General features: G+C 72.7%; 12 protein-coding genes. 6 read left to right on the plus strand and 6 right to left on the minus strand.

Annotated elements, in window-relative coordinates; genetic code table 11:
• Positions 1-56: 56 nt before the first annotated feature.
• Positions 57-2621 carry an aminopeptidase N gene (pepN, locus tag KSE_RS27205; RefSeq protein WP_014138570.1) on the minus strand — a complete coding sequence of 855 codons (2565 nt, stop codon included), beginning with the start codon at positions 2619-2621 and terminating at the stop codon, positions 57-59.
• Positions 2622-2784: 163 nt separating this feature from the next.
• Here pepN and KSE_RS27210 point away from each other — a divergent pair, with 163 nt between their 5' ends.
• From KSE_RS27210 to KSE_RS27235, 6 genes are all read left to right on the plus strand, one after another.
• Positions 2785-3954: an ROK family transcriptional regulator gene (locus KSE_RS27210; protein ID WP_014138571.1), complete on the plus strand. Its 1170-nt coding sequence runs from the start codon at positions 2785-2787 to the stop codon at positions 3952-3954.
• A gap of 181 nt (positions 3955-4135) precedes the next feature.
• Positions 4136-5233, plus strand: a complete 1098-nt coding sequence (locus tag KSE_RS27215; protein WP_033258892.1) for a substrate-binding domain-containing protein — start codon at positions 4136-4138, stop codon at positions 5231-5233.
• Positions 5234-5394: 161 nt separating this feature from the next.
• Positions 5395-6183: an ATP-binding cassette domain-containing protein gene (locus KSE_RS27220; RefSeq protein WP_081539663.1), complete on the plus strand. Its 789-nt coding sequence runs from the start codon at positions 5395-5397 to the stop codon at positions 6181-6183.
• Complete coding sequence (locus tag KSE_RS27225) at positions 6180-7436, plus strand: sugar ABC transporter permease (protein WP_014138574.1); 1257 nt, start codon at positions 6180-6182, stop codon at positions 7434-7436. The genes KSE_RS27220 and KSE_RS27225 overlap by 4 nt, the downstream gene beginning before the upstream one ends.
• Positions 7437-7636: 200 nt before the next feature.
• Positions 7637-9541, plus strand: coding sequence for a 1-deoxy-D-xylulose-5-phosphate synthase (gene dxs / locus KSE_RS27230; RefSeq protein WP_033258893.1), 1905 nt, complete (start codon positions 7637-7639; stop codon positions 9539-9541).
• Positions 9542-9675: 134 nt separating this feature from the next.
• Positions 9676-11193 carry an ArnT family glycosyltransferase gene (locus KSE_RS27235; RefSeq protein ID WP_014138576.1) on the plus strand — a complete coding sequence of 506 codons (1518 nt, stop codon included), beginning with the start codon at positions 9676-9678 and terminating at the stop codon, positions 11191-11193.
• A 19-nt stretch (positions 11194-11212) separates the two neighbouring features.
• Here the strand turns inward: KSE_RS27235 and KSE_RS27240 are convergent, their stop codons facing one another.
• The 5 genes from KSE_RS27240 to KSE_RS27260 all read right to left on the minus strand — a co-directional run bounded on the left by KSE_RS27240 (position 11213) and on the right by KSE_RS27260 (position 17634).
• The gene (locus KSE_RS27240) at positions 11213-11815 is read right to left on the minus strand and encodes an alpha/beta hydrolase family protein (protein WP_014138577.1); all 603 of its coding nucleotides are present in this window, start codon (positions 11813-11815) and stop codon (positions 11213-11215) included.
• Between the two features lie 110 nt (positions 11816-11925).
• Entirely contained in the window at positions 11926-14052 is a 2127-nt protein-coding gene (locus KSE_RS27245) for a 3-hydroxyacyl-CoA dehydrogenase NAD-binding domain-containing protein (protein WP_033258894.1), read from the minus strand.
• Positions 14053-14054: 2 nt separating this feature from the next.
• The gene (locus tag KSE_RS27250; RefSeq protein WP_014138579.1) at positions 14055-15272 is read right to left on the minus strand and encodes a thiolase family protein; all 1218 of its coding nucleotides are present in this window, start codon (positions 15270-15272) and stop codon (positions 14055-14057) included.
• 162 nt (positions 15273-15434) lie between these two features.
• Positions 15435-16670 carry an HRDC domain-containing protein gene (locus KSE_RS27255; RefSeq protein WP_014138580.1) on the minus strand — a complete coding sequence of 412 codons (1236 nt, stop codon included), beginning with the start codon at positions 16668-16670 and terminating at the stop codon, positions 15435-15437.
• A 223-nt stretch (positions 16671-16893) separates the two neighbouring features.
• A complete protein-coding gene (locus KSE_RS27260; protein ID WP_014138581.1) occupies positions 16894-17634 on the minus strand; it encodes a LuxR C-terminal-related transcriptional regulator in 741 nt (246 codons plus the stop codon).
• Between the last annotated feature and the right edge of the window lie 76 nt (positions 17635-17710).

Raw genomic sequence — 17710 nt, forward strand, 5'->3', positions numbered from 1 at the left:
ACGGCGGGGTGCCCGCCCGCAGGCGCGCACCCCGCCGTCGTCCCCGCGGCGCCGGGTCAGCGGTCCGCGGCCTGCGCCTTCAGCGCCCGCTCCACACCGGCCCGGGCCTCCACGACCTGCCGCCGCAGCGCCGGCGCCGGCCCGGCGGCGGCGAGCCAGGCGTCGGTCGCGTCGAGGGTGGCCTGGGAGACCGCGTACGCGGGGTAGAGCCCGACGATGATCTGCTGGGAGATCTCGTGGCTGCGGGTCTCCCACACCTGCTTGATCGCGGCGAAGTACTTCTCCGCGTACGGGGCCAGCAGCTCGCGCTGGTCGGCCTGCTGGAAGCCGGCGATGACGGCCTCCTGGACGTAGTTGGTGAGGGTGTCGGAGTCGACCACCGACGCCCACGCCTCGGCCTTGGCCGCCGCGGTGGGCCGGGCGGCCCGGCAGGTCGCGGCGTGCTCCTGCCCGGAGGAGGTGTTGTCGCGGGCGAGTTCGGCGTCGATCGCCGCCTCGTCGGCGCGGCCGGTGGCGACCAGGCGGGTGAGCAGCGTCCAGCGCAGCTCGGTGTCGACGGCCAGGCCCTCGACCTCGGCGGTGCCGTCCAGCAGCCCGGCGAGCAGCGCGAGCTGGCCGTCGGTGCGGGCGGCCCCGGCCAGCGCGCGGGCCCAGGCGAGCTGGTGGTCGCTGCCGGCGGGGGCGGTGCGCAGGGCGTCCTCCGCGGCGGCGGCCCACTGCCGCAGGCCGCTCTCGCGCCAGGCCGGGTCGGCGTACAGCTCCAGGGCGAGCTTGACCTGGCGCTGGACGGACTGGACGACGCCGATGTCGCTCTCGCGCTGGAGGCCGGAGAGGGCGAGCGCGAGGTAGTCGCGGGTGGCGAGTTCGCCGTCGCGGGTCATGTCCCAGGCGGAGGCCCAGCACAGGGCGCGCGGCAGCGAGTCGGCGAAGTCGCCGAGGTGCGCGGTGACGACGGCGAGCGAGTCGGCGTCGAGCCGGACCTTCGCGTAGGAGAGGTCGTCGTCGTTGAGCAGCAGCACGGCGGGGCGGGCCCGGCCGGCCAGCTGCGGGACGGCGGTGCGCTCGCCGTCGACGTCCAGCTCGATCCGCTCGGTGCGGACCAGCTTGCCGTCGGTGAGCTCGTACAGGCCGACGGCGATCCGGTGCGGGCGCAGCACGGCCTCGCCGCGGGCGCCGGCCGGCAGCGCGGGGGCCTCCTGGCGGACGGCGAAGGACTCGATGGTGCCGTCGGCGGCCAGGGTCAGCTCGGGGCGCAGCACGTTGATGCCGGCGGTCTCCAGCCACGCCTTCGACCAGGTCCTCAGGTCGCGGCCGCTGGCCTCCTCCAGGGCGCCGAGCAGGTCGGAGAGCCGGGTGTTGCCCCAGGCGTGGCGCTTGAAGTAGGCGCGCACGCCCTGGAAGAAGGCGTCCTGGCCGACGTAGGCGACCAGCTGCTTGAGCACCGAGGCGCCCTTGGCGTAGGTGATGCCGTCGAAGTTGACCTGGACGTCCTCCAGGTCGTTGATCTCCGCCATGATCGGGTGGGTGGAGGGCAGTTGGTCCTGCCGGTACGCCCAGGTCTTCATCTGGTTGGCGAAGGTGGTCCAGGAGTGCGGCCACTTGGAGCCGGGGGCCTCGGCCTGGCAGACGACCTCGGCGAAGGTGGCGAAGGACTCGTTCAGCCAGAGGTCGTTCCACCACTCCATGGTGACCAGGTCGCCGAACCACATGTGGGCGAGCTCGTGCAGGATGGTCGCGGCGCGGGCCTCGTAGGAGGCGTCGGTGACCTTGGAACGGAACACGTACTGGTCGCGGAAGGTGACGGCGCCCGCGTTCTCCATCGCCCCGGCGTTGAACTCCGGGACGAACAGCTGGTCGTACTTGGCGAACGGGAAGGGGAAGTCGAACTTCTCCTGGAAGTAGTCGAAGCCCTGCCGGGTGACCGCGAAGATCGCGTCCGCGTCCAGGAACTCGCGCAGCGACGGGCGGCAGTAGACGCCGAACGGCACGTGCTGCGCGCCGTTGTCGTAGCTGTCGAAGACGCCGACGTACGGGCCGGCGATCAGCGCGGTGATGTAGGTGGAGATCCGGGGGGTGGGCTCGAAGGTCCACACCCGGGTGTCGCCGTCGCCGGCCGGCTCGGGGGTGGGGGAGTTGGAGACCACGACCCAGCCGGCCGGGGCGGTGACGGTGAAGGCGAAGGTGGCCTTCAGGTCGGGCTGCTCGAAGTTGGCGAAGACGCGGCGGGCGTCCGGCACCTCGAACTGGGTGTAGAGGTAGGTCTCGCCGTCGGCCGGGTCGACGAAGCGGTGCAGCCCCTCGCCGGTGTTGGTGTAGGCGCAGTCGGCGACGACCCGCAGCTCGTTCTCGGCGGCCAGGCCGGGCAGCGTGATCCGGCTGTCGGCGAAGTTCTCCGGGGGGAGGGCGCGGCCGTTGAGGACGATCTCGGTCACGGCGGGGGCGACCAGGTCGATGAAGGTGGTGGCGCCGGGCTCGGCGGCGGTGAACCGGACCACGGTGGTGGACCGGAAGGTGCCGCCCTCGCGCGCGGAGCTCAGGTCGAGCTCGATCTCGTACGCGTCCACGGCCAGGAGTGCGGCCCGGGTGCGGGCCTCCTCACGGGTCAAGTTGGTGCCAGGCACTCGCAGGACTCCTTCGTCAGGGCTCGGGTTACCGGGAATCCTCCCATGCGAGTAACGATCCGTGTTCGTGCTTGACTCCCCCTCCGAGCAGTACCGGAGCATAGAGTTCAGAAGTTGAAGCTGAACTTCAGACGAACCGCACGTACGCCCAGGAGGGTGGAACATGTCGACGGACACACCGGGATCGCAGTCCTCACTGCACCGGGCCAATCTCGAACGGGTGCTGCGAGCGGTGCGGATGGCCGGTTCGCTGACCCAGGCCGAGATCGCCCGGGGCACGGGGCTGTCGGCCGCGACGGTGTCCAACATCGTCCGCGAGCTCAAGGAGTCCGGCACCGTGGTGGTGGCGGACACCTCCTCGGGCGGCCGGCGGGCGCGCAGCGTGTCGCTGAGCGGGGACGCCGGGATCGTGGTCGGAGTGGACTTCGGCCACACCCACCTGCGGGTGGCGGTGGGCAACCTGGCGCACCGGGTGCTGGCCGAGGAGAGCGAGCCGCTGGACGTGGACGTCTCCGCCCAGCAGGGCTTCGACCGGGCCGAGCGGATGGTCGAGCGGCTGCTGGGCCAGGCCGGCTTCCCGGCCGACAAGGTGATCGGGGTCGGCCTGGGCGTGCCGGGCCCGATCGACGTGGAGACCGGCGCGCTCGGCTCGACCGCGATCCTGCCGGGCTGGACGGGCGTGATGCCGGGCCGGGAGCTGTCCGGGCGCCTGGGCATGCCGGTGCACGTGGACAACGACGCCAACCTGGGCGCGCTGGGCGAGCTGGTCTGGGGCGCCGGGCGGGGCCTGGGCGACCTGGCGTACATCAAGGTGGCCAGCGGCGTCGGCTCCGGCCTGGTGATCAACGGCCAGATCTACCGGGGCCCGGGCGGCACCGCGGGCGAGATCGGCCACATCACGCTGGACGAGGCCGGGCCGGTCTGCCGCTGCGGCAACCGCGGCTGCCTGGAGACCTTCGTCGGCTCCCGCTACCTGCTCAACCTCTTGAACGCCAACCACCCGGGCGAGTTGAGCCTGAGCCGGGTGGTGCAGCTGGCCCAGCAGGGCGACCTCGGCTGCCGCCGGGTGATCGCCGACGCGGGCCGGCAGATCGGCATGGGCGTGGCCACCCTGTGCAACCTGCTCAACCCCCGCCGGGTGATCCTCGGCGGCGACCTCGCGGAAGCCGGTGAGCTGGTGCTTTCCCCGATCCGGGACTCGGTGGCACGGTACGCGATCCCCAGTGCCGCCCGGCAGCTGTCGGTCGTCCCGGGGACGCTCGGCGGCCGGGCCGAGGTGCTCGGCGCGCTGGCCCTGGTGATGAGCGAGATGGGGGAGACGGGCGTGCTCTGAGTCACGTCCGGGGGGGTCCATAGGCTCACTCGGTATCGGGTGAGCCTTCAGGAAGATAACGAAAGGGTTTGAATCCCGGGGGTCCCGGTTTTACTTATTGACGACAAGCTTCGTGACGGGGTTGACTCCTGCCCACCTCGCCGCGACATTTCGCGGCTCTGTCAGGGAGGCTCCCCCCACCATGAACGCAATGATGCGTCGCGTCGCCGTCGGCACTGTCGCCGTCTCGATGGCTCTCACCATGGCCGCCTGCGGCAAGGCCGGTGACGACAAGAAGAAGGACGCGGCCGCTTCGGGCGACAGCAAGTCCATCGGCCTCCTGCTGCCGGAGAACGCCTCCTCGACCCGCTACGAGTCCTTCGACAAGCCGTTCATCGAGGCCAAGGTCAAGGAGCTGTGCGCCGACTGCAAGGTCGAGTACAACAACGCCGAGGGCTCCGCCGCCAAGCAGAAGCAGCAGTTCGACACCCTGATCGCGCAGGGCGTCAAGGTGATCATCCTGGACGCGTTCGACGCCAAGTCCACCCAGGCGTGGGTCGCCGAGGCCGCGAAGAAGAACGTCAAGGTCATCGCGTACGACCGGCTGGCCACCGGCCCGGTCTCCGCCTACGTCTCGTTCGACAACGAGAAGGTCGGCGAGCTCCAGGGCCAGGCCCTGGTCGACGCGCTGGGCGCCAAGGCCGCCGACGCCAACGTCGTGATGATCAACGGTGACGAGGCCGACCCGAACGCCGGCAAGTTCAAGTCGGGCGCCCACAAGGTGCTGGACGGCAAGGTCAAGAAGGTCGTCTACGAGCAGAGCGGCGAGTGGAAGCCCACCGTCGCGGGCCAGAAGGTCGGCGCCGCCATCTCGCAGCTCGGCAAGGACGGCTTCCAGGCCGTCTACTCGGCCAACGACGGCATGGCCGCCGCCATCATCACCCAGCTGAAGTCGCAGGGCATCAACGTCCCGGTCGGCGGCCAGGACGCGGGCCTCGACGCCATCCAGCGCCTGGTCTCCGGCGACCAGGCGTACACCATCTACAAGGCGTACAAGCCGCTGGCCGACTCGGCCGCCCAGCTCGCGGTCAACCTGCTGCAGGGCAAGGACATCAAGTCCGTCGCCACCTCGACCATCGACAGCGACACCGACAAGGGCATCCCGGCCCAGCTGCTGGAGCCGAAGGTCGTCACCAAGGCGAACATCAAGGACACCGTGGTCGCCGACAAGCTCTACACGGTCGCGGACATCTGCACCGCCGACTACGCGGCCGCCTGCGCCACCGCCGGCCTGAAGTAACACCCGCCCGGCGGGGGCTCCCCGACCACCCGGGAGCCCCCGCCGGCCGGCGTCCCACCCCCCAGCACTTCAAGCAGCACAGCAGCACTACCCCGCGCGCCCGGCCCGGCGCGCGGGACGGCCGTGCCGGAAACGTCAGGTCCGGCACGGGACTCAAGGAGTTGGTTCACGTGACAGGCGCACCCGTACTGGCGTTGCGCGGGGTCTCCAAGCGCTTCGGTGCCGTTCAGGCGCTCACCGACGTGCACTTGGAGGTCCACGCGGGCGAGGTCGTCGCCCTGGTCGGCGACAACGGTGCCGGCAAGTCCACCCTGGTGAAGACCATCGCGGGCGTCCACCCGATCGACGAGGGCGTCATCGAGTGGGAGGGCCGGGCGGTCAACATCAACCGCCCGCAGGACGCCCAGCAGCTCGGCGTCGCCACCGTCTACCAGGACCTCGCGCTCTGCGACAACCTCGACGTGGTCGGCAACCTCTTCCTCGGCCGCGAGCTCAAGCGCTTCGGCACCCTGGACGAGGTCGCGATGGAGAAGCGCGCCCGCGAGCTCCTCGACACCCTGTCGATCCGCATCCCCAGCGTCCGGATCCCGATCGCCGGCCTGTCCGGCGGCCAGCGCCAGGTGGTCGCGATCGCCCGCGCCCTGGTCGGCGACCCGAAGATCGTCATCCTGGACGAGCCCACCGCCGCCCTCGGCGTCGAGCAGACCGCCCAGGTCCTGGACCTGGTCGAGCGGCTCCGCCAGCGCGGCCTCGGCGTGATCCTGATCAGCCACAACATGGCCGACGTCAAGGCCGTCGCGGACACCGTCGCGGTGCTCCGCCTGGGCCGCAACAACGGCAGCTTCGAGGTGGCCGGCACCTCGCACGAGGAGATCATCTCCGCCATCACCGGCGCCACCGACAACGCGGTGACACGTCGTCAGGCCCGAATCGCGGAGGAAGCCAAGTGAGCACCGAGACCCCCACCACCACCCCCGCCCCCGCGGTGGACCCGCGCCTGCTGGTCCGCAAGGAGGGCCTGGCCGGCTACTTCGACGAGTTCGGCCGCAAGATCCGCAGCGGCGAGCTCGGCTCGCTGCCGGTGGTCGTCGGCCTGATCGTGATCGCCGCGATCTTCCAGTTCAAGACCGGCTCCTTCCTCAACGCCGACAACCTCACCAACATCACCAAGTGGATCGCGGGCCCCGGCCTGATCGCGGTCGGCGTGGTGTTCGTGCTGCTGCTCGGCGAGATCGACCTCTCGCTCGGCTCGGTGGCCGGCGCCACCGCCGCCATCACCTCGGTGCTCTCGGTCCGCCAGGGCCTGAACGAGTGGCTCGCGATCGTGCTGGCGATCGCCGCCGCGATCGCCATCGGCGCCCTGCACGGCTACTTCTTCGCGAAGATCGGCGTCCCCGCGTTCGTCGTCACGCTGGCCGGCATGCTCGCCTGGAACGGCCTGCAGATGCTCGTCCTGGGCACCCTGGGCACCGTCAACAACCCGATGGACGGCGTGGTCGCCAACCTGGACACCTACTTCCTGGGCGACGGCGACGTCCTCTGGGCCTGGCTGTTCGCGATCGTCACCATCGTGCTGTTCGGCGGCGGCCAGCTGCTCGACTCCCGCCGCCGCGCCGCGGCCGGCCTGCCCGCCCGCCCGGTCAGCGAGATCGCGCTGCGCACCGGCGTGATCGGTGTCGTCCTGCTGGTCGCCGCCTACATGCTCAACCAGGACAGCGGCCTGCCGCTGCCGCTGGTGATCCTGGTCGGCGTCGTCGCGCTCGGCGACTTCGTGCTGCGCCGCACCGCCTACGGCCGGCAGATCTTCGCGGTCGGCGGCGGCATCGAGGCGGCCCGCCGCTCGGGCATCAACGTCGCCTGGGTGCGGATCTCGGTCTACATGATCTCGGCCGGCCTGGCCGGCTTCGGCGGCCTGTTCATCGCCTCCCAGCAGGGCTCCGCGGACAAGGCGCTGGGCAGCGGCAACATCCTGATGAGCGCGATCGCCGCCGCCGTCATCGGCGGCACCAGCCTCTTCGGCGGCCGCGGCAAGACCTGGTCGGCGCTGCTCGGCGCGCTGGTCATCCAGTCCATCACCACCGGTCTGGACATGGTGCACGCCCAGCAGGCCATCCAGTACATGATCACCGGCGCGGTGCTGCTCGCCGCGGTGGTCCTGGACTCGGTCTCCCGCCGCACCCAGAAGTCCCACGGCCGCGGCTGACCCCCGGCCGCACCCCGAACCGCGCGACCGCGCTCCCGTACCAGGGGCCGGTCGCGCGGTTCGGCGCGTTCCGCGGCGGCCACCCGAAGGGGGGTACGGGTTGCCCCCCGCACTACGGACCGGTAATGGACATTAGACTCAAGCGGGGCGTACGCCCTCCGGGCCCATGCGGGCGCGAGAACTTGGACGAGGAGGAACGGGTGGCCCTGCTGACCCGCATTCGGGGACCGCGCGATCTCGATCGACTCACGCCCGCGCAGCTCGCGGAGCTCGCCGAGGAGATCCGCGGCTTCCTGGTCGAGGAGGTCTCCAAGACCGGCGGCCACCTCGGCCCCAACCTCGGCGTGGTCGAACTCACGCTCGCGCTGCACCGGGTCTTCGACTCCCCGCGCGACCGGATCCTCTTCGACACCGGGCACCAGAGCTACGTCCACAAGCTGCTCACCGGCCGCCAGGACTTCTCCCGGCTGAAGATGAAGGGCGGCCTGTCCGGCTACCCCTCGCGGGCCGAGTCCGAGCACGACGTGATCGAGAACTCGCACGCCTCCACCGTCCTCGGCTACGCCGACGGCCTGGCCAAGGCCAACAAGATCCAGGGCCACAAGGACCGCCCGGTGGTCGCCGTGATCGGCGACGGCGCGCTCACCGGCGGCATGGCCTGGGAGGCGCTCAACAACATCGCCGACAGCCGCGACCTGCCGGTCGTGATCGTCGTCAACGACAACGAGCGCTCCTACTCGCCGACCATCGGCGGCCTCGCCAACCACCTCTCCACGCTGCGCACCACCCAGGGCTACGAGCGCTTCCTGTCCTGGGGCAAGGACGCGCTGCAGCGCACCCCGGTGGTCGGCCAGGCGATGTTCGACACCCTGCACGGCGCCAAGAAGGGCCTGAAGGACTTCATCGCCCCGCAGGGCATGTTCGAGGACCTCGGCCTCAAGTACATCGGCCCGATCGACGGCCACGACCTGCAGGCCCTGGAGTCCGCCCTCACCAAGGCGCGCGGCTTCGGCGGCCCGGTCATCGTGCACTGCATCACCGAGAAGGGCCGCGGCTACCACGCCGCCGAGAACAACGACGAGGACCGCTTCCACGCGGTCGGCGTGATCCACCCCGACACCGGCCTGCCGGCGAAGACCGCCGGCAAGGACTGGACGTCCGTGTTCGGCGAGGAGATGGTCGCGCTCGGCCGCGAGCGCCGCGACATCGTCGCGATCACCGCCGCGATGCTGCACCCGGTCGGCCTGGCCCCGTTCGCCAAGGCGTACCCCGAGCGGATCTTCGACGTCGGCATCGCCGAGCAGCACGCCGCGGTCTGCGCGGCCGGCCTGGCCACCAACGGCCTGCACCCGGTGGTCGCGGTCTACGCGACCTTCCTGAACCGGGCCTTCGACCAGGTGCTGATGGACGTCGCGCTGCACCGGCTCGGCGTCACCTTCGTGCTCGACCGGGCCGGCGTCACCGGCACCGACGGCGCCTCGCACAACGGCATGTGGGACATGTCGATCCTGCAGGTCGTCCCCGGCCTGCGGCTGGCCGCCCCGCGCGACGCCGAGCAGGTCCGGCTGCAGCTGCGCGAGGCCGTCGAGGTCACCGACGCCCCCACCGTGGTCCGCTACTCCAAGGGCAGCGTCGGCCCGTCGCTGCCCGCCGTCGGCACCGTCGGCGGCATGGACGTGCTGCGCCGCGAGGCGGACGCCACCGACGGCGAGGACGCCGCCGACGTGCTGATCGTCTCGGTCGGCGCGATGGCCCCGCTCTGCCTGGAGGCCGCCGAGCTGCTCGCCGGGCGCGGCATCACCAGCACCGTCGTCGACCCGCGCTGGGTCAAGCCGGTGGACGCCGCGCTCCCCGGCCTGGCCGCCCGGCACCGCCTGGTGGTCACCGTCGAGGACAACGGCCGGGCCGGCGGCGTCGGCTCCGCGATCGCCCAGGCGCTGCGCGACGCCGACGTGGACGTCCCGCTGCGCGACTTCGGCATCCCGCAGGAGTTCCTCGACCACGCCTCGCGCGCCGAGATCATGGCCGAGATCGGGCTGACCGGCCCGGCCGTCGCGGCCCGGATCGAAGCGCTGGTCAGTGCCCGCTCGTACGCCCGGAGCTGACCCGCCGAACCTCCGTGGGCGCACCGACGCGGAGCCGCAGCGACGGCTCCCGGCGGTGCGCCCATTGTCGGACCGTCATATTCATTCCTGGACTGGCACTCTCCGGCCCGTTCGCGCCAGGTAGGTTGTCACCCGTGCCCCTCTCCGTCACGCGCCGCCCCCGTGCCTTCGTCGAACGCATGCACGGGCACGTCCGCGCCGGGTACTGGACCAGGCTGGTCCCGCTGCTCGCGGTCCTGGCCACCGTCACCCACCTGCCGTCCTTCCTCCGCCCGGTGTGGAGCCCGGACGAGGGCTACCTCGCCACCCAGGCCCGGATGCTCGCCGACGGCGGCGTCCTCTACGACACCGTCGTCGACCGCAAGCCCCCGCTGCTGCCCTGGCTGTACGAGGCGTGCTTCGCCGTCTTCGGCTCGGCCTCGCTCTGGCCGCTGCGCACCCTCGCGATCGGCGCCCACCTCGCCACCGCCGTCCTGCTCGCCTCCACCGCCCGCGGCCGCTGGGGCGACCGGGCCGGGCGCTACGCCGGCGTCGTCTACCTGCTGGTCTCCATCGGCCTCTCGCCCGAGGACACCCAGGCGGCCACCTTCGAAGTCTTCATGCTGCCCGCCATGGTGCTCGCCTTCCGCTACGCGGAGCGCCGCCGCTGGCTGGCCGCCGGCATCGCCGTCGCCCTCTGCTCGCTCACCAAGCAGACCGGCGGCGCCGTCATGCTCCCCGTCCTGTGGATGCTGCTCCAGGACACCCGCCGCCGCGGTGTCCCCTGGCCGCCCGCCCTGGCCAAGATCTGCTTCGGCTTCGCCGTCCCGATAGCGCTGGTCGCCGCCATCCTCACCAAGCCCAAGGGCTTCCTGTTCTGGGTGGTCACCGGCTCCGGCGACTACGCCGTGCTCGGCTCCAACTGGCCGCAGATGCTCGGCCGGGCCCTCGGCAACTCGGCGATCCTGCTCAGCGCCGGCCTCGCCTTCCTGCTGCCCTACGCCCACCGGGCCTGGCTGCGCCACCGCCGCCGCCCGGTCCCCCCGAAGGGCCCGCAGCGCGGCTCCACCGCCGACATCTGGGTCTGGCTGCTCTCCTCGGTCATCGCCGTCTCGGTCGGCTTCCACTTCTTCGGGCACTACTACCTCCAGCTGATGCCCCCGCTGGTCCTGCTCGGCGTCGGCGCGGTCGCCACCTCCACCGTCCCCTGGCGGCCGGTGGTGGCCTACTCCACCCTCGCCAGCACCTTCTTCGTCGGCCTCGCCGTGTTCTGGCCCGGCCAGCGCCTCACCCAGACCACCGAGGTCGCCACCGCCGTCGCCGCCCAGACCGGCCCGAAGGACACCGTCCTGGTCTGGGGCATGCACCCCGAGCTCTACTGGCTCGCCGACCGCCGCCCCGCCAGCCGCTACCTCACCGCCGGCTTCCTCACCAACTTCAGCGGCGGCAAGGGCGGCGAGAAGGTCGGCGAGGAGTACTCCGTCTCCGACGCCTGGCAGACCTTCGACAACGAGATCAGCGCCAACGGCCTCCCCGAGGTCTTCGTCGACGACTCCGGCACCGCCCCCTACCAGCCCGACAAGGTGCCCCGGATCGCCACCCTCCTGGACACCTACTACGAGGTCGTCGGCGTCACGGGCGACACGGTCATCTACCGCCTCAAGAAGCGCTGACGCCCCTCCAGGGGCCCGCCTATCCGACCCGGCCGACCCGGTCGGCCCACCCGGCCAGCGCGGCGACCAGCGGTTCCGGCCGGAACCCGGGCCTGGGCGGCTCCGGGCACCCCGGCAGTTCCACCGCCCCCGGCAGCAGCCGCAGCAGCGCGTCGACCGTGCGCCGCCGGTGGGCGGGGTTCTCCGGGACGGACGGCAGGACGGCCACCGGCATCCGCAGCGCGCCGAGTTCGGCGTCGGTGGTGCCGCGCAGCGTCCCGCCGGCCAGCAGTCCGGCGGCCCCGGGCGCGGCGGCCCGGATCCGGGCGTCCAGCGCCTCCTCGCCCGCGGTGGCCGGCCAGGCCAGCACCAGGGCCCGGACGCGGTCCGGCGCCGCCAGGGCCAGCCGGACGGCGGCCGAGCAGCCGTTCGAGCCGCCGACCAGGACGACCGGCGGCCCGTCCGGCAGCAGCGCGGCCAGGTGCGCGGCCTCCGCGTCCCAGCTCCCGGCCCGCATCGCCCGGTCGGGGGCGGCCACCGCGATCCCGGCGGCGCGCAGGCCGGCCGTCACCCCGGGCCGCTCCCAGAACGCGGCCGCGTCCGTCTCCTCGTCCCACAGCCCGCCGTGCACCAGTACCAGCATCCGCGCCCCACGCCCCTCCGGGTCCGAAAGACCGGCAGCCTACCCAGGAAAGCGGGCGGCCCCCCGTCCCGGTCGGGGAACGGGGGGCCGCCCGGCGGCGCGCGGAGGCGTCAGACGGGGACCGAGGCCAGGCCGGGGGCCAGGAACCGCTTGCCGTTGACGCGCTCGGAGACGCCCTCGCGGTCGAGGTACGGGGTGATGCCGCCGAGGTGGAAGGGCCAGCCGGCGCCGGTGATCATGCAGAGGTCGATGTCCTGGGCCTCGCCGACCACGCCCTCGTCGAGCATCAGGCCGATCTCCTGGGCGACGGCCTCCAGCGCGCGGGCGCGCACCTGCTCCTCGGTGAGGACGGTGTCGCCGAAGGAGAGCAGCTCCAGCACCTCGGGGTCGAGGACCTGGGCGCCGTCCTGCCAGACGTAGAAGCCGCGCTTGCCGGCCTCGACGACCTTGCCGAGGTTCGCGGAGACGGAGAACCGCTCCGGGAACGCGCCGTGCAGGGTCTCGGAGACGTGCAGGGCGATCGCCGGGCCGACCAGTTCGAGCAGCGCGATCGGGGACATCGGCAGGCCGAGCGGCTGCACCGCGGCCTCGACGGTCTCGAACGGGGTGCCCTCGTCGATGATGCTCTGGATCTCGCCCATGAAGCGGGTCAGGATCCGGTTGACCACGAACGCCGGGGCGTCCTTGGTGAGCACCGCGGTCTTCTTCAGCTTCCGGGCGACGCCGAACGCGGTGGCCAGCGAGGCGTCGTCGGTCCGCTCGGCCCGGACGATCTCCAGCAGCGGGAGGATCGCGACCGGGTTGAAGAAGTGGAAGCCGACCACGCGCTCCGGGTGCCGGAGCTTGGACGCCATCTCGGTGACCGACAGCGAGGAGGTGTTGGTGGCCAGCACGGCGGTCGGCGAGACCACCGCCTCCAGCTCCGCGAACACCTTCTGCTTGACGCCCATCTCCTCGAAGACGGCCTCGATCACGAAGTCCGCGTCGCCGAACGCGACGGCCTTGTCGAGGTGCCCGGTGACCAGGCCCTTGAGCTTGTTGGCCTTGTCCTGGCCGATCCGGCCCTTGCCGAGCAGCTTGTCGATCTCGGCGTGGACGTAGCCGACGCCCTTGTCGATCCGCTGCTGGTCGATGTCGGTGAGCACCACCGGCACCTCCAGGCGGCGCGCGAACAGCAGCGCCAGCTGGGAGGCCATCAGGCCGGCCCCGACCACGCCGACCTTGGAGACCGGGCGGGCCAGCGCCTTGTCCGGCGCGCCGAACGGCCGCTTGGCGCGGCGCTGCACCAGGTCGAAGGCGTACACCCCGGCGCGCAGCTCACCGCTCATGATCAGGTCGGCGAGCGCCGCGTCCTCGGCGTCGAAGCCGGCCTGCAGGTCGCCGTCCTTGGCCCGCCCGATGATGTCCAGCGCCTTGTACGCGGCCGGCGCGGCCCCGTGCACCTTGGCGTCGGCGACCCAGCGGCCCCACAGCACGGCGTCGTCCCACGCCTTGCCGCGGTCGAACTCCTCGCGCTCGACGGTGACGCCGCCGGTGAGCACCTTCGCCGCCCACAGCAGCGACTGCTCCAGGAAGTCGGCCGGCTCGAAGATCGCGTCCGCGATGCCGAGCTCGAACACCTCCTGGCCCTTGAGCTGCTTGTTCTGCGCCATCGAGTTCTCGACGATGACCTTGACCGCCTTGGCGGGGCCGATCAGGTTCGGCAGCAGGGTGCAGCCGCCCCAGCCGGGCACCAGGCCGAGGAACACCTCGGGCAGCGAGAACGCCGGGACGCCCGCGCTGACGGTGCGGTAGGTGCAGTGCAGGCCGACCTCGACGCCGCCGCCCATCGCCGCGCCGTTGTAGAACGCGAAGGACGGGACGGGCAGCGCGGCGATCCGCTTGAAGACGTCGTGGCCGCCCTTGCCGATGGCCAGCGCGTCGGCGTGCTCGGTGAGCAGTTCGAGGCCCTTGAGGTCGGCGCCGACCGCGAAGATGAACGGCTTGCCGGTGATCGCGACCGCGACGACGCCGCCCGCGGCGGCCTCCGCCTCGACCTGGTCCAGCGCCTCGGCGAGCCTGGCCAGCGAGGCCGGGCCGAAGGTGGTCGGCTTGGTGTGGTCGAAGCCGTTGTCCAGGGTGATCAGCGCCAGCTTGCCGGCCCGCAGCGGCAGGTCCAGGTGGCGCACGTGCGCGGTGGTGACGACCTCGCCGGGGAACAGCCCGGCGGCGCGCTGCAGCAGTTCAGTGGTGCTCATGGTCACTTACCACCCTCGAAGTGGGGGTTCTCCCAGATGACGGTGCCGCCCATGCCGAAGCCGATGCACATGGTGGTGATGCCGTAGCGGACGTCCGGCCGCTGCTCGAAGCGCCGGGCCAGCTGGGTCATCAGGCGCACGCCCGAGGAGGCCAGCGGGTGGCCGAAGGCGATCGCGCCGCCGTACGGGTTGACCCGCTCGTCGTCGTCGGCGATGCCGTAGTGGTCCAGGAACGCCAGCACCTGCACGGCGAAGGCCTCGTTGACCTCGAACGCGCCGATGTCCTCGATGGTCAGGCCGGCCTTGGCCAGCGCCTTCTCGGTCGCCGGGACGGGGCCGATGCCCATCACCTCGGGCTCGACGCCCGCGAACGCGTAGCTGACCAGGCGCATCTTCACCGGCAGGCCCAGCTCGCGGGCCACGTCCTCGGCGGCCAGCAGCGAGGCGGTCGCGCCGTCGTTCAGGCCGGCCGCGTTGCCCGCGGTCACGTTGCCGTGCGGGCGGAACGGGGTCTTCAGGCCGGCCAGCGACTCCAGCGTGGTGCCCGGGCGCATCGGCTCGTCCACCGTGGCCAGGCCCCAGCCGGTCTCGCCGACCTCCGGGTTGGTGTTGCGGACCGCGATCGGCACCAGGTCCGGCTGGATGTCGCCGTTGGCGTACGCCTTCGCGGCCTTCTCCTGCGAGCGGACCGCGAACGCGTCGCAGCGCTCCTTGGTGAGGTGCGGGAAGCGGTCGTGCAGGTTCTCCGCCGTCATGCCCATGAACAGGGCGGACTCGTCGACCAGCTTCTCCGAGACGAACCGCGGGTTCGGGTCCACGCCCTCGCCCATCGGGTGCCGCCCCATGTGCTCGACGCCGCCGGCCACCACGACGTCGTACGCGCCGAACGCGATGCCGCCCGCCGTGGTGGTGACCGCCGTCATGGCGCCCGCGCACATCCGGTCGATCGCGTAGCCCGGCACCGACTTCGGCAGCCCGGAGAGCAGCGCGGCGGTGCGGCCGATGGTCAGACCCTGGTCGCCGATCTGCGTGGTCGCCGCGACGGCGACCTCGTCGATCCGCTCGACGGGCAGGTTCGGGTTGCGGCGGACGAGCTCACGGATGCACTTGACGACCAGGTCGTCGGCGCGCGTCTCGTGGTAGATGCCCTTCGGGCCGGCCTTGCCGAACGGGGTGCGGACGCCGTCGACGAAGACGACGTCCCTCGCGGTACGAGGCACGGGGGCTCTCCTCCCAGGGGGACATGACGATGAGCGCGCGCACGAGCGGCGCCGCTACGCCCACCAATCTACCCGTGAGTAACAACGCCCGGCAAGGAGGGGGAGGCGTGACCCGTCCGACGCCGGAGCGCCGGGCGGGGAGGAGCCCCGGCACCCGGACGGCTACGCCGCGGCCTCCCGGAACGCCTCCGCCAGCACCGGCCCGACCAGCTCGGTCTGCCAGGCCCGGGCGCCCAGCGCCCGCAGTGCGGCGCCGATCGCCACCGGGTCCTGCTCGGCCGGCGGCTCCCAGGAGACCCGGCGGACCAGGTCGGGCGCGATCAGGTTCTCGGCGGGCAGGTGGTGCCGCTCGGCCAGCGCGGTGACGGCGGCGCGGGCGCCGCTGAGCCGGGCCGCGGCCACCGGGTCCTTCTCGGCCCAGGCCCGCGGCGGCGGCGGGCCGTCGTGCGGGGCGGTGGCCGGCGGCAGCGCGGCCTCCGGGATCTCCCGGGCCCGCTCGATCGCGGCCAGCCACTGGTCGAGCTGCCGCCGGTTCACCCGCGGCCCGAAGCCCTGCACGGCGACCAGCGCGGGCGCGTTCAGCGGCATGGCGAGCGCGGCGTTCACGATCGCGGCGTCGGCCAGCACCCGGCCGGGCGAGACGTCCCGCTCGCGGGCGATCCGGTCCCGGGTCAGCCACATCTCGCGGACGGCGGCCAGCTGCCGGCGGCGGCGGACCTTGTGCAGCTGCGAGGTGCGCCGCCACGGGTCGACCCGGGGGGCGGGCCGCGGCGCGGCGGCGAGCGCGGCGAACTCCTGGTGCGCCCAGTCGAGTTTGCCCTGCCGGTCGAGCTCCGCCTCCAGCGCGTCCCGCAGGTCGACCAGCACCTCGACGTCCAGCGCGGCGTAGCGCAGCCAGGGCTCGGGCAGCGGGCGGGTGGACCAGTCGACCGCGGAGTGCTCCTTGGCCAGCGACAGGCCCAGCACGTTCTCGGTCATCGGGCCGAGGCCGACCCGGGGGAACCCGGCGAGCCGGCCGGCCAGCTCGGTGTCGAACAGCACCCCGGGGTGCATGCCGACCTCGAACAGGCAGGGCAGGTCCTGGGTGGCGGCGTGCACGACCCACTCGGTGTCGGCGAGCGCCGCGTTCAGGCCGGTCAGGTCGGGGCAGGCGATCGGGTCGATCAGCGCGGTGCCCGCGCCCTGGCGGCGCAGCTGGATCAGGTAGGCGCGCTGCCCGTAGCGGTAGCCGGAGGCCCGCTCGGCGTCGACGGCGACCGGCCCGGTGCCGCCGCGGAAGGCCTCGACGACGGCGGCGAGGGCCGCGTCGTCCGACACCACCGGTGGCAGTCCGTCCCGGGGTTCGAGGAGCGGAACCGGGGCGGTCTCTTCGGGGATGGAGGCTACGGCGTCGGTCACCCCCCAAGGGTACGTCGTGTGTCGCCGCCGGGAGTGTTGTCTGACTGGTCGGACCATGTTCGGACATATGCCAGCCGGGGTTGGCGGCCCGTTCGGCCCCGGGCCGGGCGCGGCGCTGACGGGACGTCACCCGCGGCTCCGGACGCGGTTCCGGGGCCGGACCCGGGCAAGGCGAAGGCCCGGAGGAAACGTTCCTCCGGGCCTTCACCAGCGACGATGCGGGTCAGTGGATGATGCCGGTGCGCAGCGCCACGGCCACCATGCCGGCCCGGTCGCCGGTGCCCAGCTTGCGGGCGATCCGGGCCAGGTGGCTCTTCACCGTCAGCGCCGACAGGCCCATCGCCACGCCGATCGCCTTGTTCGACTGACCCTCGGCGACCAGTCGCAGCACCTCCACCTCGCGGCCGGACAGCTCGCGGTAGGCGGACGGCTGCGCGCCGGGCGCGCCCGGGGCGCCGGGGGCGGCGCCGGGCTGGCCGGGGGCGCCGTGGTGGCCGGGCGCGCCCGGGTGGTGGTGGCCGGGGAGGCCGGGGCGGCGCATCCGGCCCGCCAGGCCGGCGCCGATCGGCAGGCCGGGACGGCCGGGCATCGGCATGTTGGTGCGCGTCCCGGTCACCACGTAGCCCTTGACACCGCCGGCCAGCGCCGAGCGGACCGCGCCGATGTCGTCGGCGGCGGACAGCGCCAGGCCGTTGGGCCAGCCCGCGGCGCGGGTCTCGGCCAGGATGGTCAGGCCGGAGCCGTCCGGGAGGTGGACGTCGGCGATGCAGATGTCGCGCGGGGTGGAGACCCGGGGACGGGCCTCGGCGATCGAGGAGACCTCGATGACGTCGCGGACACCGAGCGCCCATAGATGCCGGGTCACCGTGTTCCGGACCCGGGGATCTGCGATGACCACCATGGCGGTGGGCTTCGTCGGACGGTAGGCGACCACGCTTGCGGGGTGCTCGAGAAGGACCGACACCTGGGGCCTCCGGAGGGAGTGGCGGACGAACCCCGAGGGGGCGGTCGGAGCGTTCCGCGTCTTGGAAAGGGTCACT

It is taken from the genome of Kitasatospora setae KM-6054 (assembly GCF_000269985.1).
Lineage (GTDB): Bacteria > Actinomycetota > Actinomycetes > Streptomycetales > Streptomycetaceae > Kitasatospora > Kitasatospora setae.